We start from the raw sequence: 22,110 nt of genomic DNA, 5'->3' as shown, positions 1-22,110 counted from the left end.
AAAACAAGTCTCCCTTCATTATTTGTGGTACACATTGATGATACTGACATGACAGCCAGTAATGCGAGTATTTAGCTTGCAGATTTTCGTTTTTCTTCTATTAACTACGCACCGATCCTGTTAGTCGATCGTAATGTCATGCGTGCGGACCTCAGCCGCCTTGGGCAAGGTGATCGTCAGTACCCCATCTTGGGTCGTCGCGCTGATCTTCGCCGCGTCCACATCCGGCAGCTTGAACTGGCGCTGAGCCTGCGTGTGCTGGCGCTCACTGAGAAGCACCCCACTGGCTTGGCTTTCATCTGCCGAATCCTCGTGCACAGTGATCGTCAGGATCTCGTCTTGGTAACGCAGATCGATCGCGTCCTTTTTGACGCCCGGCACATCGACCGTCGCCACATAGGCCTGCGCCGTTTCACGGATATCAGTCCTAAGCAAGTGGTCGTCATCAACTGCCGGCGCAAAGCGATCAAAGAAGCGGCGGCTCAGCTCATCAAACATCGGATCCGCCAGCCAACGACCTGAATTCATCAACTCATTTGCCATCATCGAAAACTTCCTTTCACCACGAGAAGCGCGCGTTTGCGTTTCTCTTATTTACATAATCTATGATAGTCGGATTTAGCAGTCTTGTCAACAGAGTGCTAATTTTTGGTCAAAAAAACATGGCGGTCGCAATTGATCGCCATGTTTTCCGCTGTCTGAGGGGTTCAGTCAGCATTTTCAAAAAGGGAGGTGCCGGCAGCTGTTAGGCTTCGCGCTTCTTGTTGCGGCCGAGGCCAACCAGGGCGAGCAGGGCCGAGAACCCAGCGACGATCGCGCCCAGCAGCGTGGTGCGCGTGCCAGCCGCCTCACCCGTTGCCGGATAGGTCGCCTCGCTACCTGTTGTGGTGGCAGCGGCGCCGGTCGTGGCATTGTTCGTGGCGTCGGTTGTGGAGGCGCCAGTCGGGGTCCCAGTCGCGGCAGCGCGGGTGGCGCCGCCGGTTGTGGTGGCCGCGCCTGTACCGGTCGTGCTTGCGCCGTCTCCGGTTGCGCCGGTCGTGGTGCCCGTCGACTGGTCGTCAGTGGTGCCCGTTGCGGCGTTGTCGGTTGGGTCACTGGTTGCGGCCTTGCCTTGCACCTTGCTCTTGGCATCCTGCTTGGCCTTCGTTGCTTTGTAGGCGGCGAGGTAGGCATTCTTGTAGGCAGTGGACTTGCCAGTCAGATCAGCTTGCGCCTTGCCTGCCTTGGCATCAGCCACCCCAGCTGTTTTGCCAGCCTTGGTGTCCGCCGTTGCCTGTTTTGCGTCGAAAAGCTGCTTGGCCGGCGTGTAAGCCGCATTGTACGCATTTTTGTATGCATCCGACTTGTCATCCAGCGTTGCGGCATCTTTGCCGGCCTGGCCGTCTGCCTTGCCTGCAGCGGCCCCAGCCTTTGCATCTGCCGCAGCCACTTTGGCGTCATAGCTTTGCTTGGCGAGCTTGTAGGCATCATCGTAGGCCTTTTGGAAGGCAGCGGACTGTGCGCTATTGTCAGCGGCGTCTTTGCCCTCTTTGCCATCCGCCTTGCCTGCGTCCGTCCCGGCCTTGGTGTCTGCCGCAACTTGCTTCAGATCCTCAGCGTCAGCGGCTGCCTTCGCCTTGGCGTAAGCCGCGGTGTAGCCAGCCTGATAGCCAGCGGACTCGGCACTATTTTCAGCTGCCGGCTTGCCAGCCGCAAAATCGGCAGCACCGGCCTTTTCGCCTTGCGCTTCATCGGCGTCGTAAGCGGCCTTGGCCGTGTTGTACGCGGCGGTGTACGCATCCTGATAAGCATCGGACTTCCCGGTCAGATCAGCTTGCTTGTTGCCAGCCGCACCATCAGCCGTCCCGTCCGCCTGACCAGCAGCGGTATCGGCCGCTTTCGTCGCTTCATCCTGCGCCTGGGCCGCAGCGGCTGCTTCTTTGGCATCCGCCAGGCCTTTCGCGTAACCTGCCTGGTAGCCGGCCGACTTCGCGCTGTTATCAGCGTCCGTCTTCCCGGCGGCAAAATCAGCGGCGCCAGCCTTTTCGCCTTGCGCTTCATCGGCGTCGTAAGCGGCCTTGGCCGTGTTGTACGCGGCGGTGTAGGCTTCCTGATAGGCATCAGACTGGGCGGTCACATCCGCGGCCGGCTTGCCTGCTGCGCCATCCGTCGTCCCAGCCGCTTTGCCAGCAGCGGTATCGGCTTCTGCCTGTTCAGCTGCCGTGGTCGCCGCGGCTTGTTGGGCTGCAGTGTAGGCTTTGGTGTAGCCTGCTTGATAGCCAGCGGACTCGGCACTATTTTCAGCTGCCGGCTTGCCAGCCGCAAAATCAGCGGCACCAGCCTTTTCGCCTTGCGCTTCATCGGCGTCGTAAGCAGCCTTAGCCGTGTTGTATGCATCATTGTAGGCAGCCTGATACGAATCGGACTTGCCAGTCAGCGCAGCCGCTGTTTTACCAGCTGCCCCATCGGCCGTCCCAGCTACTTTGCCGGCAGCGGTATCGGCTGCAGCTTCAGCATCAGCCTGCGCCTGGGCATCTTCGTCAGCCTGTTGGGCATCCGCAAACCCCTTGGTGTAGCCTGCCTGATAACCGGCCGACTGATTGGCGTTGTCAGCAGCATCCTTGCCAGCCGCGTAATCCGCAGCCCCAGCCTTTTCGCCTTGCGCCTCATCGGCATCATAGGCGGCCTTGGCCGTGTTGTAAGCCGTGGTGTAGGCATCGGCGTAAGCATCCGATTGCGCGGTCAGGTCGGCGGCTGTTTTGCCCGCTGCCCCATCGGCCGTCCCGGCTTCGGTGCCAGCAGCGGCGTCGGCGGTTGTGTCTGTTGTCTCAGTGTCTGTATCTGGTTCTTCGCCATCCTCAGGATCAAGCGCGCTGGTTCCAGCTAACGCTTCGCCCTGCGCAAAGCCACTTTGATAACCCGTCTGATAACCGATCGACTGTGCCGAGACATCCGCAGGCGTTGCGCCGTTGATGCCATCATTGAAGCCATCACCCATGCCATCGGAGAGATCATCATTGTATTGGCCAAGGGCATCCGAGTACGCCTGCTGGTATGCAGTCTGATAGGCCTGAGACTGATCCGACACATCTGCTGCATCCTTGCCTGCCGCACCATCGGCCGTGCCGGCTTCAGTGCCCGCGGCTGTATCTGCAGTGGCGCTTGCGGTTCCGTCGCCGTTTGCAGCAGATTCGTAGCCGGCTGCATAACCATCTTGGTACCCTGTCATTTCATCTGAGTCGCTCAGATCAGCTTCAGGGTTGCCTGCCTCAAAGTCTTCCGCACCAGCGGCTTGACCTTGTGCATAATCAGCATCGTATTCGGCCTTTGCACCCTTATACGCGGCATCATAGGCGGTTTGGTAAGCAGCATCCTTGTTGCTGGTGGCCCGCTTAGCTAAACCGAGCTCGCCATCCTGCTCACCTTCCAGCGTGCCCAAGGTCGTGGCATTATTTTCCGCCTTCGCCTTGGCAAACACGCCTGAATCGACCTCTGCTTGATACGCCGCCTGATAAGCAGCCTTGTAAGCATCAGATTGGCCATTCAGATCGGCCTTTGCCAGACCAGCATCGGCATCCGTTTTCCCAGCGACTGTCCCGGCGCTGGTCTCACTGACGCTTGCATAACCGTCCGTATAGCCCAGTTGGTAGCCAAGCGATTCCGCACTCGTATCCGCTGGGTCCTTGGCTGCTTCTGCATCTGCCTGACCGGCTGCCAGGCCTGCGGTGCGGTCGGCTGCGGCCGCATCATAGATCTGGTCATACGCGGCCTGGGCCCCGTCGACGCTGGACAGGTCAGCCTTTTCCCAACCCATTGCGCCATCGATCTTCGCCAGCAGCATCGCATTCGGCATGAAGACCGGATCCGTGAGGTGTGCGGCAAGAAAGGCGTCGCGGTAAGCGTCTTTATAGGTCTCCGTCAGCGTTGGGTCAGTGAAGACCGTTGTCTCAAGCTCTGAAGCATTTTGCCCCGCAAGCTTGCCAGCATTGATTTCCTGGGTACGTGCTGCACTCCCGGCTTCATAACCATCACCATACGACGCAACATAACTATCCGATTGATAGGACAGGGTCGTGTCACGCAGGCTGTTGCTGTAGCCATCCTGGTAGCCAAACTTGTAGGCCTGCTGTGCCTGTAGTTCGGCTTCAGTTAGCTGGCTGAAAACAGCGTAAAGCGTCTCGTCGCCAACGGGCTTATAGTTTGTCAGATCAACGGTGTCCCCCATGCTGGTCTCCCAGTGGTCGAACTTGTAGCCGTCATCCGGCTCCAAAGCTGGGAGGTCATCTTCGGTCAGCAAGGCGCCGGCATCGACTTGAACCAACACACCTGCCTGTGGATCATCCGTGCCGGCCACTTTACCGTGGAAGGCCGCGGTCTCATCGCTGTCAGGTGCGGTCGTGATCGTCAGCCCCAGCTTTTGAGCCGGCACCTCAGTCAGTGCAGCCGTCACGATCGTATCAGGCACAAAACTGCCAAGCGGGTTCAAATTCGAGATATGGATCGCGTTGACATTGTATTGCAGCTCCGTCGGTGTCCCGTTGCCAAGATACCGGGCGATGCCGCTTCGATCATCGAGTTGCCAGTCATCCCCGATCAGGCGCACCCAATCCATATTGTCCAGCCCGATCGCCTTACCCAGGTCGACGAACCAGGTATTGTCAACCTCATACATCCCCATATCGGTCGTCTGGTCGCTCCCTGTAAAATGAGGGGCATTTGCGGACAAACTCTGTGAATAAAGGTATGACGTGTCCAAAGCGACAAAGGCCAAGTGATTATTTGTTGCAGAGATCGACCCGAACGCCTTCGACCCTGTCATATCAAGATTCGTCAGCTCGTTGTTGTCTACATACAAGGCATTCAGTGCGGATCATTGTTCAGCTTCAAAGAGGTCAACTGATTATCCGTGATCGTCAAGTTCCGAAGCTCCGGATAGTTCGACAGATCGAGTTCTCCGGAAAGCTTGTTGCTACCCAATTGAATCTGAGAGATCTTCGGGGTATCAAACGTAATATCCGAGATCTGATTAGCCCCTGCATGGAGGGTCTGCAGTTCATGCAGGCCAGTCAGATCCAACTTCGACAAGTTATCGCTTGAAGCGGACAGATAGACTAAGTATGGATTGTTCGACAGATCAAGCGTCTTGAGGTCGTTGCCATCCACAAATAAGTTGGTCAAATTAGGAAAACCAGACAGGTCCAATTTGGTCAGGTTGTTGGAGTACATCTGAAGCTCACGCAGCTTGTCAGACTGGCCGTAATTGACATTTGTCAAACCATCTTCATTGGCCTGCACTCGCATCAGGTTTGGCATCGTTGTCAGATCGAGTGAATTGTCCTTGAAGAATTTCGGGGACTGCTTCACGTCAAACTCTAACAGCTCGGACATGTCACCAAGATCGACGTTCGTCAGATTAGGCGTATCACGGGTTGAAAAGAATTGGAGCTTCTGATCTGGCGCGAACTTGATGCTGCTAAGGGTCGAGCCATCCATCTGGACCATTTTCAGCCCAGGTAAGTGGCTAAAATCGATGCTGTCCACGCCGCTTTCATACTCACCAGTCACTGAGGAGGTATCGTACAGCGCAATTCGCTGAATCGAAGGATTGGTCAGTGTCGCAAGATCAGTTGCAGGCGTAAAGTTCATCGTGATCTCTTTAAGCGCGGGCACGTCGTTCAGCGGGGTAAGGTCCTTCACACCAGTGTGTTCTAGCCCAAGTTGCTGAAGATTTGGAAAGACTTCCAGTCCATGAAGGTCAGAGATCGAGGCGTGATTGGACGGAATCGAGAGATCCAGCGAGGTCGGGTAGTTCAACATGGATGGCAGCAGACTCTCACCATCCCAATCGTCGAGCTCCTCATCCGACACAATGTCCGGTTCAGAGGCCATCGATTTGGCCATTTCCTGCACCAGTTGGCGCACGGCGTCGTCTGGGAAGGTCGTCTCGTTGATCGGCACCGCCTCAGTGGCTTGGGGGGTATCTGCATTTTCGGCAAAATTGGCCCCAAATTTCCAGATATCGACACCACCATCGTTGGAGGTATCATACGCGCTCGTTGGCGGCGTGCCCGCAGTCTCCGTGGAAGCTGCGCGCACCGTCACCGGTGCTGCCGCCGTTAGAACAACGGTGGCACTCCCAGCACTCATCCCCAACATCCCAAGGACCATGGCGCTATATAGCAAGGTATTGGTTTTAGTCCTTTTCATTCGTTTCATCCTTCCTCTTCAGCCGCATCATCATGACGGCGGCTCCGCCAACGATTGCTGCCCCAAGTCCGATCGCCGCGACTGCGACCTGATCACCCTTTTCGGTCAGCAAACCGGTGTCGGCTTTTGTCGCGGACGCTGTTTTCGCAGTGGCCGTTTTTGCTTTTGATGCCTTTGTCGTCGAAGCCTTTTGCGCAGCACGTGCAGCCTTTGCAGCCGCAACGTTCGCAGCGCCTGTTGTCTGGCTGCCAGTTGCATGACCCACGATCGCCATAATATCCATTCCTGCAGGCATCAAGGAAGCCGTCGTCTTGGTTCGTGCGCTCGCTGTGCCAGCGGTTGCCGCCGGTTGTGCGACTGTGAGCGGTGCCGCAGTTTTCTTTTCAGCGATCGGCGAGGCCGTTGTCTTAGTCTTGGTTGTCGTTGTCGCTGCTGGGGCTTCAGTCTCCTTCGCCGGTGCCGTGACGGTCTGAGTTGCAGTCGGTAAGGCCACGTGGACGTTCTTGACCTTGCTGACGTTCCCCGCATCATCGATCGTCCGCGCTTTGATATCTGTGGTTTCCGTGACCTTGAATGGCTCGCTGTAAGTCAACCAGGTCTGACCGCCATCCAGGCTATACTGCATATGTGTCATCGCCGCAGCCGTTTCAGTCATCGTTTTGTCATAGCCAAGGGTCACGGTCGCCGAATCCTGCGCCAGATCACTCAACGAAGCGGTTGGCGTCGCGGCGATCAGCGGAAAGGCATTCGTCACGTGATAAGTCACAACATCGGATTCATTGCCATACTTGTCAGTCGCCTTGAACTGAACGTCCCCGTTCAATCCTTTGATGACGCCGTTGCTGTAATCACTCCAAGTCTTACCGTTATCGAGACTGAACTGGATCTGGGCCTTTTGTGCCTGAGTCGCGCTCAGCAAAACTGGCTTGTTCGTGATCTTCGTTGTTGACGCCTTAACTTTTGGTGCCGCTGGCTTGGCTGTTGAATGGTGAACCAACAACGTGGCAGCGGTCATATTTTGATAAGAGTCATACAGTGCAAGCTGGAAGTAATGATCACCGTCAAAATCGGTCAACGGCAGAGTCTTGCTGAAGTTGTACTTGTCATGACCACTGAACTTCGCGATCAGCGCGCCATCAGTCGGATCGTGGTACTCTTCGTCGCCGTTGATGTACAGCGTATAACCTGAGAGGTCGTCATTGCCCCAACCGGACAGTGTATAGGTGTCCTTGTTGGTCCAGATCTCGTAATCGACACCCTTTTTGGTCGAAACTTGCCAGGTATCGCCATCATCGGTGTAGAGCTGTGGGAAGACCGTATCCAGCGCGACCCCGAAGTTCCCTTCAGCAATCTCACCAGTCGCCTTGCTCGTATATTCATACGTCACAAAACGATCTTCCGTTGCGCCCATCTTCAGATCATAGGTAAAGGTCGTGTTGCCGGCCTCATCCGTGGTGAGGGTCGGTTTATTCAGCGGATCATCTGGATCGTTTGAATGGCCAAGAATGACAAAATCCTTCAGCGCATCGGTGTTCACAACGCCTTTGACCACAAAGACGCCTTTGTCCGCATCATAGCCATTGGCAGCGGCATTCTTGCCGGTGTATTGCACCATCCCAGCATCGGTGATGTTGTTGAACTTAATCGAATCAGTGGTACCAGTCTGCCGGACCAGAATCGAATCGGAAAGGCCATCAAGCTCTTCATCACTCCCAAACTCGCCACTGTAGGCATAGGCCGAGATGATGTTATCGCCAGGGTACCCCGTATCGTAACTACTCAATAGCTCCTCAGCGGAAAGCCCACTTGTGGAAGGATCCGTCCCAACCATCTTGAAGGTCGCGTTGAATTTATTTGTGTCCTTGTCCAAATTGAATTCAAAATTCTGTGGCGACGCCTGATAATTGGCGAAGATCTCAGCGTCAAACACACCGCCGATGCCATCAAAGGTCGTCCCTGCTTGGTCATCGACAGAGCCGCTGACCTTAAAGTAAGGCGCGCTGTTGGTGTACATCTGGATGTACTGGCCGTTGTAGTAGGTTCGCGTTGCGCCGGATTTTTCCAAGGTCACAGAAGGCAATACGGCCCAGTTGAACGCGATCTTTTTGATCACGCGCACCTGCTTTTTATCAAGCGAGAAGACCAGTTCCTTGGTGCTTGGTTCCAGCTTGATGTGGGCAGTGAAAGTCCCGTCATCATTGATGGTCACAAGCTGCCCGTTGATGTAAAAATCGCGGGTGAAGTAACCATACAGTGTATAGGTGCCGGTCTTCGCATCATAGTACGAGGAACTGTTGGCACTTTCATTTTCGCCATCATAAACGTTGTACAAGATCAGTTGGCTACCGGCCTGGTTGGTATCTGCACTCAGGGCAAACTTGCTCTGCGTCAGATTATCCGCGTTGTCCTGGATGCTGAGGATGATCTCGTTTTTCCCAGTTTCGAGGTACTTGTTCAAACTGCTGTGCAGGGTCAGGTCAAACTTCTTGCTCGTCAGCAGTTGATCCGCCTTTGGATCCTGGTTGATATAATCCGCAAGCGAAGCGCTGTCGTCGAGATGGTAAGCCGCCGAATCGCTGGCCCCGTTGACGCTGATGCCGATCGCTGAGTAGTTGTTGAGCCCGCTCAGATTATCGGTGACCGTCCCGGTGACATGATAACCGTCCGACTTCTTGACCAGTTGGACATTCTTAAAGACTGGATTGGTCACATCGATCTTGACCGGCATCTTGATCGTTTCAGGCTGCGGATCTTTGGTATCCGGCGTTGCTGTGACGTTGTAGTAGTACTGGCCTTCCGGAAGTTGAGCCATCACGCCAGTCTTGGTGTCGTACTTGTTGCCGTCAAACGTCCCTGCGCTAAAGGAGATCGAATTATTGATCGTCACTTCTTCGCCGCGGTTGGTGACGTAATGGCGTGTGGTGTTGTTTTCGGTATTCAGGGTCCGCACCGTCTTGCCACTCGCGTCCGTGATATACTCGGTCAATTTCTTGACGTTCCGATTTGTCATCAGATACGGCGAGGCAACATCGCGGTACTCATCCCCGTTTGGCGAAATGGCCACTTTATCTTCGTTAACATAAGCTGGATAGTCATCCAGTGCATCACCAAAGGAACCATCTGCGGCCATGTTTTGATAGGTCGTGTAGTCAAAATCAAGGCCCAAGATATCGCCGTAGCTGTCCTGCAAGAAATTCAAGTTGTAGGTCGAATCGTCATGGCCCGCGACGCCGTCAAAAAGTGTCTGGCTCTGAAGATTGTCCCAATCCCCAAAGAATGAGGTCACAGGCATCGACAGGTTCGGCTGACCATCTTGACTGGTGAAGCCGATGAAGCCTTCTGCCCACTGATCATTTTCAAAGGTGCTCGGTAGCGACAATGTCACTTTGACGGTGACCGTCTTGCCGGCCGCGATCGAGATCGTCTGCTGGTCGGCAGTCAAGGTCGCGCCTGCGATCTTGGTATCATAGGTAACTTTCGTGTCATCGATTGCCTTTGTATAAACACCACCAAAATCGTTGTATTTATAATTGGCGGTCGTGCTCCCATTGTTCGTCAAGGTCACGCTGAAGGTCTTGCTGCGACCATTCAGCTCACCAAGTGCCGCCGCCCCAGTGCCATCTTCGTAGCTGAGTGCCACGTTGTTTGCAACCGCATTGGCGATCTGGATATTACCTGCCCCTTGCAAACGTGGGGAATAGGGTGCGTTATCGTGATCTGGATCGGTCAGTGGGGTCGCCGTGTTTTGCGACATCAACTTCGCTGTATTGACCAGATCAAGCCCGCTCAATGAGGTGGTGGCCTTCAGATGTTGCGCGATCAGCGTTTCCGCCCCGGCGACAACAGGTGACGCCATCGAGGTACCGCTCATGTCCTGATATTTGTTGTTGTTCGCGAGCGACCACAGATGACCACCAGGTGCAGTGATGTCAGGCTTGGCGCTCAGATCAGAACTTGGGCCCCAGGTGCTGTAGCTCGACATCGTGCCATAATCCGCGTTGTCGTCGACCACATATTTGACTGGAGAGAGCTGATATTTGGTGCTAGCATGGGCGCGAATCTCTGCGAGCAATTTCACGCCGTTTTCATGGGTGATATAGATCGTTGGGATATTTGCGCCATCATCATCCAAGTTGGCCTCATAATCAGCATCACCGTCTGTGGCGTTGTTGATGATGATCAACCCAGCAGCCCCAGAGCTCAGCGCATTTTTCTCCTTATCGGCAAATGAGTTGTCGCCACGAGAAACAACCACGATGCGCCCAGTCACAGCAACGCCTTCGTAATCCGTCAGGAACCCACGGCCGGCATCTCCATCGGCAACTTTTGCGATTGGATCCCCACCTGTCAGTTTCGTTGTCTTGTCCGGAAGCGCAATGATCTGTTTGTTGGTTGGGAACTGAAGATCCTTGAGTGTGGCAGTATACGCACTCATCTGCATCTTCAGCGGTCCGCCGAACAGTTCTTCGCCATCACGAGTGAATGTGATCGCTGACCGATCCAGCTTCTCGTTTTCAGAAGAAGCAACGGTGATCGCGTTTTTAGCGATCGCCGGTGACGCGAGGGTCGAGTCATCCGTCCAGTCGTTGATGGTGGTGTTCTCAGTACCGCCATTCATCATCCAGCCGGCGTTCCCGTCATTACCTGCTGCAACAACTGGAATGACGCCCGCTTCAGCCGCGCGGTCCAGCGCTTCAACTTCCGCCGAAACACTTGAGGCACCGGTACTGATCGAACCAAGCGACATGTTGATGACATCGGCATCGAGCTTGACGGAATCTTCGATTGCCTCGATGATCACATCAGACAGCGGGCCGACCGTGTTGGTGTTTGGGAAGACCTTCATGTCGAGCAGTTGAGCTTCTGGTGCGACCCCCACAACGGAATCTGTGTTGTCCGGATTCTCACCATTGGCCGCTGCGATCCCCGCAACATGCATCCCATGCATATCTTCTGAGGAATCATAGATCTGCGTGTCGCTCCCTTCGCCGTAGTTATGGGCAAAAGGTACCTTGGCGCTTGAATAGACCCCATAGCCAAGCTCTTTGATCTTTGATTCTGCCGCGGACTTGGTGATCTTCGCGGTCGACGGATCCGTCAAACGAAGATCCTTATGGGTCGGATCGATCCCACTGTCGATGATCGCGATGACCATTCCTTGACCGGTCAGAGAGTACTTCTCCCAGGCTGCCTGTCCTTGGACTGAGCTGTCCGCGAACACATCCTGTTTCTGCGTGACATCGGCGACTTCAACGGACTTAACGCCCTTGATGGCTTCAATGTCCGCCAGTTGGCCGACTTGTGCATCGATGGAAAAGCCATTCAGCAAGTAGCCAAATTCTTCGGCGACTTTATTGCCTGTCAGTTTTTCGACCTTATCCTGCACGGTCTCCTGTTTGTCCAGCACCTTGTCTTCCGCTGCGTTTGCGGCCGCGGTGCTTTGGCGCTGGTCATCGTTTTTGGCCAATGCGGATTCGCCGTTGACCATCACGATGACACGAACAGTCTCCTCGGAGGCTTTTTCCAATGTGAGGTCTTTAGTATTCAGACCCTTTGCCTCGAGCTGGGCCTTGACCCCCTTGAGGTAAGTTGACTGCAGCGTCTTTTGCGTGCTGCTGTCGGTACTGCGGACAAGTGCCGCCGCCTTTTCCTCGGCAGTCTGCCCAGTGGTTTCCGCCGTTTTCGCCGGCGTGAAGCTCACGGTCGAGGCGACTGCCGCCTGAACCGCTTGAACATCGGTCGCGATGGTGGTGCCTGTGCCCAACACGATGGTGGAAAGCAGGATCAGCCCCGCGCGCCGATTAAATTGTGATGACCGGTGTTTCTTCATCAAAACGAACCCCCTCCAACAGCAAACCGCCGCATTCTCGCTGACCATTCCTGATCCCGCAAAAACCCTTTGTCCATGCGGTCGTCATCTGCCCCACACTGCTGCGATGACGGCCCGCCACGGTCGGTGTTTCTGCCCAGATAACGAAACGCCGGCTATTTGATGTCTACAATAAATGAGTGCAAGCCAACGAGAAAATTAGATTTACATTAATTTTATATGATGTTTGCAAAGTATATCCTCAGCAAAGGCTCGAATCAACGACTGAATTAAATATTTATTAATATTAATTAACCTGGTGTTCAAGTTTTTGCGAAACATAACCATTACACTGCTAAACGACGCATTTTAACGCGGTTTTTTGACGCCTTGTTTTGGCAACCGCAATGTTGGTAAATAACACGAAGTAAATGAATAATCGAATGGGAATGTGAATTTTACGAACCAGGTTTTGCCCGCCTCATACATTTGTGTAAAAATCGTGGTGTTTCTAATTTATCTCTAATGTTACGGCCGGTTCGAAACCGGATGTTCATCCCAAAAATAACATCAAAATTTTTTGCCACAAAAAAACCAGGGCAAACTTTTTTCAGCTTGTCCTGGTCTTGTCGTGCTATTCAATTCGTGGTGGCTGACCCCTTAGCAGATCTTGCCGCCGAGGGTCTCCATTTCCTTACGTTTCGCATCATCGTCTTGCGGCGCTTCTGGTGCGTCTTCGATCGCGACGGCGCCGTCGAGCATGCCGCTGTCATCGCTGAGGACCAGCGCGCCGAGCTTGTGATCCAGCGCAAGGCCGTGGCCGAGGTACATCGTCTCAGGCATCGCGGTGGTCAAGTTGAGGTCCGCATTGTTGTCGATCACAACATCGTAATCGCTGTCGGCCTGATTGCTGCGAACCAGCTGGAACTTGTTGCCGATCGCACAGGAGCCACCGAGCTTCGAGAACTTGCTGCTACCATCATCAAGCGCAAGGAACAAATGCTGGTCCTTGGCGACTTTACCTTGTAAGTACTCCATTGCTGCTGGTTTGATATTGATTTGCATGATGATCATCCTTTCGTCGGGGCTTTAGATTGCGCACAACCTTTTTATAATTTCTATTATACCCGATCTGCGTCCGCGGTCAACAACAACTTACTTAAATTAAGTATAACTGAGTTCATCCACACGATGCACGGATTGTCCCCAGCATTTATCCACATGTGTAAAACCCGAGACGCTATCACTGGTGGTCAGCTGATATTTTGACACCACTTTTTGCGCCGGGAAAAATCAAGATATTTTTTTATAATCAACACTTATCCACACGGTCTGATCGTTCGATTTACTTTTGTGAAAACGGTGAACCCCTTGATACACGTGGCCGAACGCTTGTTCACTGACGTTCAAACTTTTCTTATCCACAGGTTGTGCACATGTTGTGGGAAAATCTATTCACACCCGCTAAAGTGAGTTATGAACAGTATCCACAGAGTTATCCACAGGCTGGCCCTGTGGTTATCCCCGGGGCGAATTCACACTTGACAACTGAAAACTGAACAATTTTTCGAGATCGCCTTCGAACATTCATAATTGGCCAGCGGTTGTCCAACTTAAATAGGTATTGGCCAATAAAATTCGTCTGTTCCGAATTTTCCGTCAGGCGGTCGCAAGAAAGCAAAAAAATAGGCCACCAGCCGGGAATTTTCCCCAGACTGGTGGCCTATTGATGGGATGATCAGTTGCTTGAGCTCTGACTATCCGTGGACGAGGTGCTCAGCTGCTCAGTGGTCTGAGTCAGCTTGAGGCTGATCGTCTTCTTGGTGCTTTGGTGATAATACGTGATCTTCACGGTATCGCCGACGCTGTGCTTGTACAGGGCGGTGTGCAGCTCCGCGACGGACGAAACAGCGGTGCCGTCGATGGCCGTGATCACATCATATTGCTGCAGGCCAGCCTTCTTGGCGATCGAGGTGTCGGTGAACCCGGCGACCACAACGCCAGCCGTGATGCTGCTTGGCAACTTGAGCAGGCTTTCCTGCTGGTCAGAGGTCACGCTGGACAGATCGCGGACCGTGACGCCAAGCGCCGGGCGAACGACCTTGCCGTTTGCGACAAGCTGATTGATGATCGAGACCACTTCGTTAGACGGAATGGCAAAGCCCATCCCTTCGATCGTGGCGTTGGAATTGCTGGTACCAGACAGCTTCATCGAGTTGATACCGATGACCTGGCCCGACAAATTGATCAGAGGACCGCCGGAATTACCGGAGTTGATCGCGGCATCGGTTTGGATGACGGTGGCTTGGCCAGTCGTCTGACCGGTCGTCTCATCGGTGGTGTCTACGGTCCGGCTGGTGGCCGAAATAATGCCCTGGGTCACGGATGTCGCGTACTGGGAACCCAGCGGCGAGCCGATCGCGAGCACAGTCTGACCAGCGGCGATCTTGCTGGAGTCGCCAAAGCTGGCAACTGTGGTGACTTTGCTACCATCGATGCTGAGCACCGCAAGATCGGTGTCCTCATCGGTGCCGACGAGCTTGGCGGTCACTTTGCTGCCGTCGCTCATGATGACTTCAAGGGCGTCGCTGCCTTCGACCACGTGGTAGTTGGTGACGATGTAGGCCTTGCCGTCTTTCTTTTCATAAATGACGCCGGAACCTTCGCCGTATTCCTCAAGCGATCCAGAATCGGAGCTGGAAGAGTTGCTATCGGAATCATCGGAAGAGCCCGAGCCGTAACTGTCACTGGAGCCTGAGCCATCGCTGCTTGAACCCCAGCCGTTGCCGAAGATGTCGCCAAATGAATCCAGGCCGCTGCTTGTGCTTTGAGCCTTCTGCATGTTGACGACGGAAACGACCGCTTTTTCAACTTTCGCAAAAGCCGTCTGCGAAGCCGAGCTTTCATTGACCGACACATTGGAGACCTGTGTTGTGCCCGCCTTTTGCGTGGTCGAGGTGACGCCTAGGTCTTGGCCTTGGGCGGTCTTGGTGAAGCCGTAATATGCGGCCCCACCGCCGACGCCACCGCCGATCAGTGCGGCAACAACGGCGACAAGCGCGGTCGACTTGAGCCCGCTGCGCCGTTTCTTCGGCTGCGGTGCCGCCGCATTGAGTGCTTGACGCGATTGTGATAATGGTGCGCCTGTGATTGGATCGAATTTCTTTTCTTGATCGTTATTTTGATTATCCATTACGAAGTCCCTCCTCGGTGATCTGCTCCGTTTCTACAAGACATATATTAACGGGTGTCTGTGATGAATTTATGAAGAAGGATTGCACTTTCTTTCAAATGTGTGACATTTGCAAAAAGGGTGCGGAGGTGCGCGGGATGGTGGGGCAGCTAATTTGGCTCGAGCGCTTGATAGCGCACTTGGCTAGCGAGTGCTCGAGTCAATTAGATGACCCCACCATGCGCACCGGAGCCCGACTACAAAAGGGTGCGCAGCGCGGCGTTTAGGTCTGAGCAGCTAACTTGGCCCTGGCGCTTGGGGCGTTCTTTGCCCCGAGTGACGGGGACAGTTAGATGCCTCAGACCTGCCGCGCGGAGCCCGACTACAAAAGGGTGCAGAGGCTCGCGTTTAGGGGTGGGCAGTTCGCTTGGTCCTGGCGCTTGGGGCTGTTTCTATCCCCGGGATATTGGAGCTGGTCACGGTAATATCATGGCCGTCATCATTATTTTCCTTAAAGATGACCGGATAAAGCAGAACCTCTTTCCGCATGATTTTCCCCTCCTAATCAAAAGCCCAGAACGCACCCACGTCCCAGGCTGACCACCCTCACACATCATTAACCGCTGCCCGCGACGTCTATGCGCCAACGGTAAACAGCGGATCCGGCACTTCTGGATCGGTGTCGTACAGCTCAAAATCGTGCCCCACGCCCAGGCCCTGCTGCATCAATAGATCCGCCACAGTCGCATGGGCCAGCGACTTGAAGTTGTTGTGCGGCGACAAATGCCCCAAGTAAACGCGCTTGGTGCGCAACCCGATCACGTCCATGATCGCATCGGCCCCGTCCTCATTCGACAAATGGCCCGTGTCGGATAAAATACGCTGCTGAAGCGGCCACGGATAGGGTCCCTGCCGCAACATGTCAATATCATGGTTGCATTCCATCACATACGCGTCCGCGTCGCGAATCGTGCCCGCCACCGTGTCTGAGACATAGCCAGTATCGGTGACGATCGCAAACGCATGGTCATCGTGATGAAACTGGTAAAATTGGGCCGCCGCCGAGTCATGGGAGACGCCAAAGCTCTCGACATCCAGATCGCCCAGGCTCAAGGTCGCCCCGCGGTCAAAAACATGGAGTTGGTCCGCTGGCAATTTTCCCAAGCTTGCCGGCAGCGCCGCAAGTGTCGGGGCGTTGGCGTAGACCGCAAGTTTCGGGTAGCGCCGCGCGAGCACGCCAAGGCCGCGGCAGTGGTCGCTATGTTCGTGGGTGATGAAAAGACTGTCCACGTCGCTTAGATTGCGGCCAATGCTGGCCATCATCGCCGCCAGCCGCTGCCCGGAAAAACCGGCGTCGACCAGCACCTTATGTTCGGGTGTCTCAATATAAGTCGCGTTGCCGGAGCTGCTGCTGGCGAGCACCGAAACGCGCATGCCAAAATCCTCGCTCATTTTGAATCGCTACTTTCTTCCTTTTGTATAGTGCACGCCCAATTGTACCTTGTTCGCTTCGGGAAAACAATTGGCGGCCGGCCCACACCGGAGCGGCGCCGCCCACATCACAGCGCGCGCCCCACACCAATGCAACAACCAAAAGGGGCGACGATTCCATCTCGCAGATCGCCGCCCCCTTCTGTTGTCTATTGTTCCTCGGTCCGGGTCGTGATCACCGTCTTGGAGATCGCGTTGACCTTTTTCACCGTGAGCGACTTGGCGCCTTGGGTCTCGACGCCGACGAACCAGGCCGGCACAAAGACCGTGCTGCCTTTTGCGTCGAGCATGTAGGTATACGCAAGCTTCGTCCAGGCGACAGTCGCGTTGTTGGCCAGCTCATTGTCGCGATACAGCGTGATCACCGCATCTTGCGCCGAAGCCAAGGCGACATCACTGCGCAGGACGGTCAGTTTGTCGATGTACGTCTGCGTATAGCTGATGAGCCGCTCGTTTTTGACCGTGCAGACGATCTCCGCGCGCCGATCGTACAGCTCATCTCCATCGCGTTTTTGGACAAAAATGTAGGTACCCTTGCTCGAGAGGCCTTCCGCGTAGACATATTCGTCGCCATCGATCGCATTTTCCCCGCTGGCGAGCCATTTCTTCAGTTGGGTGGCCGCGTCTTTCTCCTTGATCACGACGTCGCCGCGCAGCGTGCTGTGCAGCGTCTCAGGGGCCGTGCCGCTGACGGTGGTGTACTGGCCGATCAGCTGGTCCTTGCGCTGGCTGAGCGCCGTGTTCGGCTGGCTGGCCAGGTACCCCCCGGTCGGCGTGGTGGTCGCCAGTTTCGGCAACTTGATCCCGTCGCGCCCCATGTCGGCGAGCAGATCCGCGGTGTCCGTGGTGCTGGTCGCAAGGTCAACTTGCTGCGACTGGAAAAAACTGATGCCCAGGAAGATATTCAGGCCGATGAAGACCATCAAGAAGATCCATTCGATCCGCCGAAAATCCATGTGCTCACCTCCTATTCAAGCGGTTGTGCCGTGTTGGCTTTGCTATCATCATCGAGCATGCCGCTGGCGAGCCATTGCGTGTAGCGCCGGTATTCGCCATTGATCTCGACAAAATACGTCGGCGTGAGCGCCACGACCTGGCTGTCCGCCGCCTGCGTGTGCCAATAATACCCGAGGACGATATCCTGAATGCCCGTGGTCGCGTAGCCATCTTTTTTCAGCTGGGCCAGCACCGTCGCCGTGGTCGGCAGCGTTGTTTTCGCCTGCTGGGTGGGAATCGGCACGATCAGATTATTGGTGGAAAAATCGATCTGCAGGCCCGAGCTCGTGCTCGCCACTGTGACCTTGCCGTTGTCCTCGCCGTTGAAGATCGGCAGCCCCTGGGCAAACGCGCGGAAAGTGGTCTCCTGGCTGGTGCGGTCGCAGGAAAAATAGCGCACCGCATTGAGGCCCAACAGATTGAGGCTCCCCAGTCCGCTGTAGGCCTTGGTCAAGGCGGTCTGGAGATCTTTTTTGCGATTGGCGGACGCGGCATTTTCAAATTCCATCAAGCCGCTGGACGTCGTGAGGGTCAGGCGATAATTCGTGCCGACCGTGTAGACCGTCTCCGCTCCGATCTCCCGCGAGTCGATCGCGCTGGCTTGTTGCGCCGGCATCAGAAGCGCCACGTAATGGTTGGCGCTTTGCTGATCGAGCAGATAGGCATACGGCTGGACCTGAATCTGGTCCCGGTACACCGCCACCTGCCGCGTGCCGAGGCGCATCTCACTGATCGCGAAGGCATTCGGCAACGTGTCATCCACCGTCTGGCGCAGCGCCGCGGTGTTCGCGTTGGACAAATTGCCATAGCGCACCTGGCGCGTCTCGTCGTTGATAAAGGCCAGCCTGTCCGGGTGGGCAAAATCAAACAGGATCCGATCAAACTGGAAATCGCCGTTGGTCGCGGTCGCTTTTTTATTGAAAAAGCCACTGTTGAAGGTGCGATACGTGATCATCCCGCTGTAATGTAGTTGCACGGTGTCCTGGCTGGCCAAGAGCTTCGTGAAGTCATCCGCACTGAGCCGAACCGCGGTGCCGACCGTGCCGAGACGCCACTTAGCCATCGAGAGGCGGACCGTTTGCGCAGCATCATTGTCCGCCTCAAACAGCTGCCACTTTTGCGCGTTCTGCTGGTAATAGACCGCAGTCGGCGCCATGACGGTGGACTTGAGTTTGGCGATGTTGGGATCTTTTTTCGTCTGCACGACCGCGGTTGTTTCTTCGCGGCCCAGGCGCGACGGATTCTGCCAGATCAACCAGGTGAAAACAAGACTCAGCGCGATCATCGCGATGAGGCTGACGCGTAAGATCCAGCCACTAAGCTTCATCCCAATCGCCTCCTTCGTCTTCGATCGGCTGATACGGCAGCGAGATGTAGAATGTGGAGCCCTTGCCTTCTTCGGAATCGACCCAGATGCGGCCGTTCAGCGCCTCCACAACTTCCTTGGAGATCGCAAGACCCAACCCGGTGCCGCCTTGTTTGCGGGAGCGGGCCTTGTCCACGCGATAGAAGCGGTCGAAGACTTTGCCGAGATCCTGGCGCGGAATGCCCAGGCCTTGGTCGGAGATCGAGAGAATCACATGGTTGTGCGTCTCAAGCAGCCGCGCGGTGATCACGCCGCCGTCCGGACTGTATTTGATCGCGTTATTCATGATGTTGTCGATCACCTGCATGAACTTGTCCTGGTCGATCTCGACCCACAGATCGCGCTTGGTGATCTCGCGGCGAATCGTGTACGTCTTTTTCGTGGTCGCAACTTCGATGTGCTGGTTGTTGTCGCTGGACGCATGCTCATTTTGCGTCTTGAGCATCATGTCGAAGCGATCGAGGATGTAGTTGAAAAATTCGTTGAGGTTGATGGTCTCAAGCTCGATCTTGCTAGTGCCCGAATCAAGCCGCGACAAACTGAGCAGGTCATTGATCATCCGGATCATCCGATCGGTCTCTTCCTGCGTCACCTTGAGAAATTGCGGCGCAATCTTCGGATCCTGCCAGGCCCCTTCGTTCAGCGCCTCGATGTAGCTGCGCATAGACGTAAGCGGCGTCCGCAATTCGTGTGAGACATTCGACACGAATTCCCGCCGTTCACGATCGCTTTTTTGTTGCTCGGTGACGTCATGCAAAACAGCGACCAGACCGGAGATGAATCCGGTCTCCCGCTGAATCAGGCTAAAGTCCACGCGCAAGATCAGCTCGCGGTTGAGCTGCTCCGTGAAGTCCAGCAACAGCTCCTTTTGATTTTCCAGCAAGTCGCGCAGCGTGTAGTCCTTTTCGATGTTGAGCAGGCGCAAGATCGACACGCCGATCACGTCTTCATTTTTTGTCTCGAGAAAATCCAGCGCTGTCTGATTGATGATAATGACGTTGCCTCGGCGATCGGTGGCGATCACCCCATCGGTCATGTGGGCGAGCACCGAATCCAGCCGCCGGCGCTCCGCCTCACTGGCTTCCTGGGCCTCTTCGACACGGACAGAGAGGTTATTGACCGCGACCGCCAGCTGGCCCAACTCATCTTGGCCGTAAATACGGACTTGCCCAGAATAATCCCCGCGCGCCATTCGAATCGCCTGCTTTTTCATCTCGTCGATCGGCCGGGTGATGGCCCGGGAGATCACAATGGAGATCGCGATGCCCAAGAGGCCGGCGACCAGCGATGCGATGAGGAAAATACGGACGATCTTGTTGATATTGCCATACACGGATTCCATGCTCGCGGTGATGGCGATGGCGCCGACAACGGTGTTGGTGTCGCCGGTCGCGTTGGGATTTTTCACCGGAATGATCTTGGTGTAACTGGCGCCGCTGCCATTTTCATACTCGAAGCCTTCAAAGATCTGGCCGTTATAGAGCACGGATTTCACATTGCTCGCCGCGCTTTTTTGCCCGATGGCGCTTTGCGCATTGATATTGGAATTCGCGCGCACAGTCCCCTTGGCATCAACGACCTGAATCTCGGCGGAATTGGCGATCTCCGCCTGGCTGATGGTGGTCTTCATGTCCTTGTTGGCGTCGCCGGTATCCTTGCGCAGCAGATCCGTGGCGAGTTTATCTTGAATGTACGGATCGATATTGACCGCCGTCTTGAATGTCTCGATGTTCTGGCTTTCAAGTGAGCGCACAAAATACGCGCCAATGATTTCCACAGTTACCAGTAGTAACAGGATAAACACTAGCGCGATCTTGAAATGAATCGATTGGAAAAAGCGAATCTTCTTATTCATAACAGCCGTCGCTCCATGGAGATAGGTGGCAACGGCGTGATTCGGGCAGGCCGAAAAACGCCGTCCTTAGAGATGATCAAGTCAGGAAGCCGACTTACTCAGCTTCCGGGTTGCGCAGGTAATAACCCACGCCGCGACGGGTGATCAGCCAATCCGGATGCGACGGATTATCCTCGACTTTTTCGCGCAGGCGCCGCATCGTCACATCGACGGTGCGCACATCCCCGAAGTAGTCGTAGCCCCAGACCGTTTGAAGCAAATGCTCTCGCGTCATCACCTGGCCGATATGCCGCGCCAGATAATGCAGCAACTCAAATTCACGGTGCGTCAGCTCGATCTTCTCGCCGCGCTTCGTCACCGTGTAGGCATCCGGATGAATGGTCAAGTCGCCGATACTCAGCTCCTTGTTCTCATCTTCCGCTTCCGGCTGCGCGCTTTGCGTCCCGCTGCGGCGCAGGTTTGCCTTGACCCGCGCCACCAGTTCCCGATTGGAAAATGGTTTGGTGACATAATCATCCGCGCCGAGTTCCAGCCCCAGGACCTTATCGATCTCCGAGTCCTTCGCCGTCAGCATGATGATCGGGGTGTCGTGGTCTTTGCGCACCTGGCGCGCCACTTCGAGCCCATCGATCTTCGGTAACATTAGATCAAGTAAGATCAGATCAGGATCTTCTTCGTTCACTTTGGCCAACGCTTCTTCACCATCAAATGCGGTGACAACGTCGTAGCCTTCTTTTGTCAGGTTGAATTTCACGATGTCCGAGATCGGTTTCTCGTCATCAACGACCAAGATCTTCTTCGCCATAGTCGGCCCTCCTTGGTGTGTTCTGCCTCCATTATAACGGTTTGTAACAACAGGGGCAAAAATTCAGGGTGCGATGAATTCCTGGGCACCATGTATATGCTTTTAGGCCAAGATGGAAACGGATATAATGAAGACGGCTCACGTATGATGTTCGCGGGGGAATACACAGACGGAAAATCCGTTACAAACCCAAAGAGTGGCACGAACTATAGTCTATCCGCACCAACTGAACAGATTCAATTCTATGCGGCTTCTAACGCCCCATTATCAGTAGTGGGAGCAAACACTCAATTTGACCTAAGCCATGTTGATAGCTCAACAATTTCCGAATCATTCGAAGTCCAAGCAGTTGATTTTGGTAATATGCCCAACCCTGCTGATTTGGTTCATTCTATCGGCGGATAACGTTCAAAAGTGAAAAGAGGATTAT

General features: G+C 54.9%; 13 protein-coding genes. 1 reads left to right on the top strand and 12 read right to left on the bottom strand.

Annotated features, from left to right (window positions below; genetic code table 11):
- Positions 1 to 120: 120 nt before the first annotated feature.
- The 12 genes from JUE67_RS04665 to yycF form a co-directional block, all read right to left on the bottom strand.
- Positions 121 to 543, bottom strand: a complete 423-nt coding sequence (locus JUE67_RS04665; protein WP_203628394.1) for an Hsp20 family protein — start codon at positions 541 to 543, stop codon at positions 121 to 123.
- 202 nt (positions 544 to 745) lie between these two features.
- Positions 746 to 4,798, bottom strand: coding sequence for a hypothetical protein (locus JUE67_RS04660; RefSeq protein WP_203628389.1), 4,053 nt, complete (start codon positions 4,796 to 4,798; stop codon positions 746 to 748).
- A 41-nt stretch (positions 4,799 to 4,839) separates the two neighbouring features.
- On the bottom strand, positions 4,840 to 6,186 hold the full coding sequence (locus JUE67_RS04655; RefSeq protein ID WP_203628390.1) for a leucine-rich repeat domain-containing protein: 1,347 nt from the start codon (positions 6,184 to 6,186) through the stop codon (positions 4,840 to 4,842).
- A complete protein-coding gene (locus JUE67_RS04650; protein WP_203628391.1) occupies positions 6,173 to 12,016 on the bottom strand; it encodes a S8 family serine peptidase in 5,844 nt (1,947 codons plus the stop codon). The genes JUE67_RS04655 and JUE67_RS04650 overlap by 14 nt, the downstream gene beginning before the upstream one ends.
- 639 nt (positions 12,017 to 12,655) lie before the next feature.
- On the bottom strand, positions 12,656 to 13,060 hold the full coding sequence (locus JUE67_RS04645) for an iron-sulfur cluster biosynthesis family protein (protein WP_203628392.1): 405 nt from the start codon (positions 13,058 to 13,060) through the stop codon (positions 12,656 to 12,658).
- Positions 13,061 to 13,733: 673 nt separating this feature from the next.
- The gene (locus JUE67_RS04640; protein WP_125696313.1) at positions 13,734 to 15,188 is read right to left on the bottom strand and encodes a S1C family serine protease; all 1,455 of its coding nucleotides are present in this window, start codon (positions 15,186 to 15,188) and stop codon (positions 13,734 to 13,736) included.
- A gap of 387 nt (positions 15,189 to 15,575) precedes the next feature.
- Positions 15,576 to 15,716, bottom strand: coding sequence for a hypothetical protein (locus JUE67_RS04635; protein ID WP_203628395.1), 141 nt, complete (start codon positions 15,714 to 15,716; stop codon positions 15,576 to 15,578).
- An 87-nt stretch (positions 15,717 to 15,803) separates the two neighbouring features.
- Positions 15,804 to 16,619, bottom strand: coding sequence for an MBL fold metallo-hydrolase (locus JUE67_RS04630; RefSeq protein WP_203628396.1), 816 nt, complete (start codon positions 16,617 to 16,619; stop codon positions 15,804 to 15,806).
- 188 nt (positions 16,620 to 16,807) lie between these two features.
- Entirely contained in the window at positions 16,808 to 17,614 is an 807-nt protein-coding gene (locus JUE67_RS04625) for a two-component system regulatory protein YycI (RefSeq protein ID WP_203628397.1), read from the bottom strand.
- 11 nt (positions 17,615 to 17,625) lie between these two features.
- Positions 17,626 to 18,981 carry a YycH family regulatory protein gene (locus tag JUE67_RS04620; protein WP_203636990.1) on the bottom strand — a complete coding sequence of 452 codons (1,356 nt, stop codon included), beginning with the start codon at positions 18,979 to 18,981 and terminating at the stop codon, positions 17,626 to 17,628.
- Entirely contained in the window at positions 18,971 to 20,875 is a 1,905-nt protein-coding gene (walK, locus tag JUE67_RS04615; RefSeq protein ID WP_125696317.1) for a cell wall metabolism sensor histidine kinase WalK, read from the bottom strand. The genes JUE67_RS04620 and walK overlap by 11 nt, the downstream gene beginning before the upstream one ends.
- A gap of 94 nt (positions 20,876 to 20,969) precedes the next feature.
- Positions 20,970 to 21,680, bottom strand: a complete 711-nt coding sequence (yycF, locus tag JUE67_RS04610) for a response regulator YycF (protein ID WP_125696318.1) — start codon at positions 21,678 to 21,680, stop codon at positions 20,970 to 20,972.
- Positions 21,681 to 21,770: 90 nt separating this feature from the next.
- Here yycF and JUE67_RS04605 point away from each other — a divergent pair, with 90 nt between their 5' ends.
- Positions 21,771 to 22,085 carry a hypothetical protein gene (locus JUE67_RS04605; RefSeq protein WP_203636989.1) on the top strand — a complete coding sequence of 105 codons (315 nt, stop codon included), beginning with the start codon at positions 21,771 to 21,773 and terminating at the stop codon, positions 22,083 to 22,085.
- Positions 22,086 to 22,110: the final 25 nt, after the last annotated feature.

Origin of the sequence: Lacticaseibacillus mingshuiensis, from assembly GCF_016861785.1 — a bacterium.
GTDB lineage: Bacteria > Bacillota > Bacilli > Lactobacillales > Lactobacillaceae > Lacticaseibacillus > Lacticaseibacillus mingshuiensis.
This window is presented reverse-complemented; position numbering and strand designations above follow the sequence as displayed.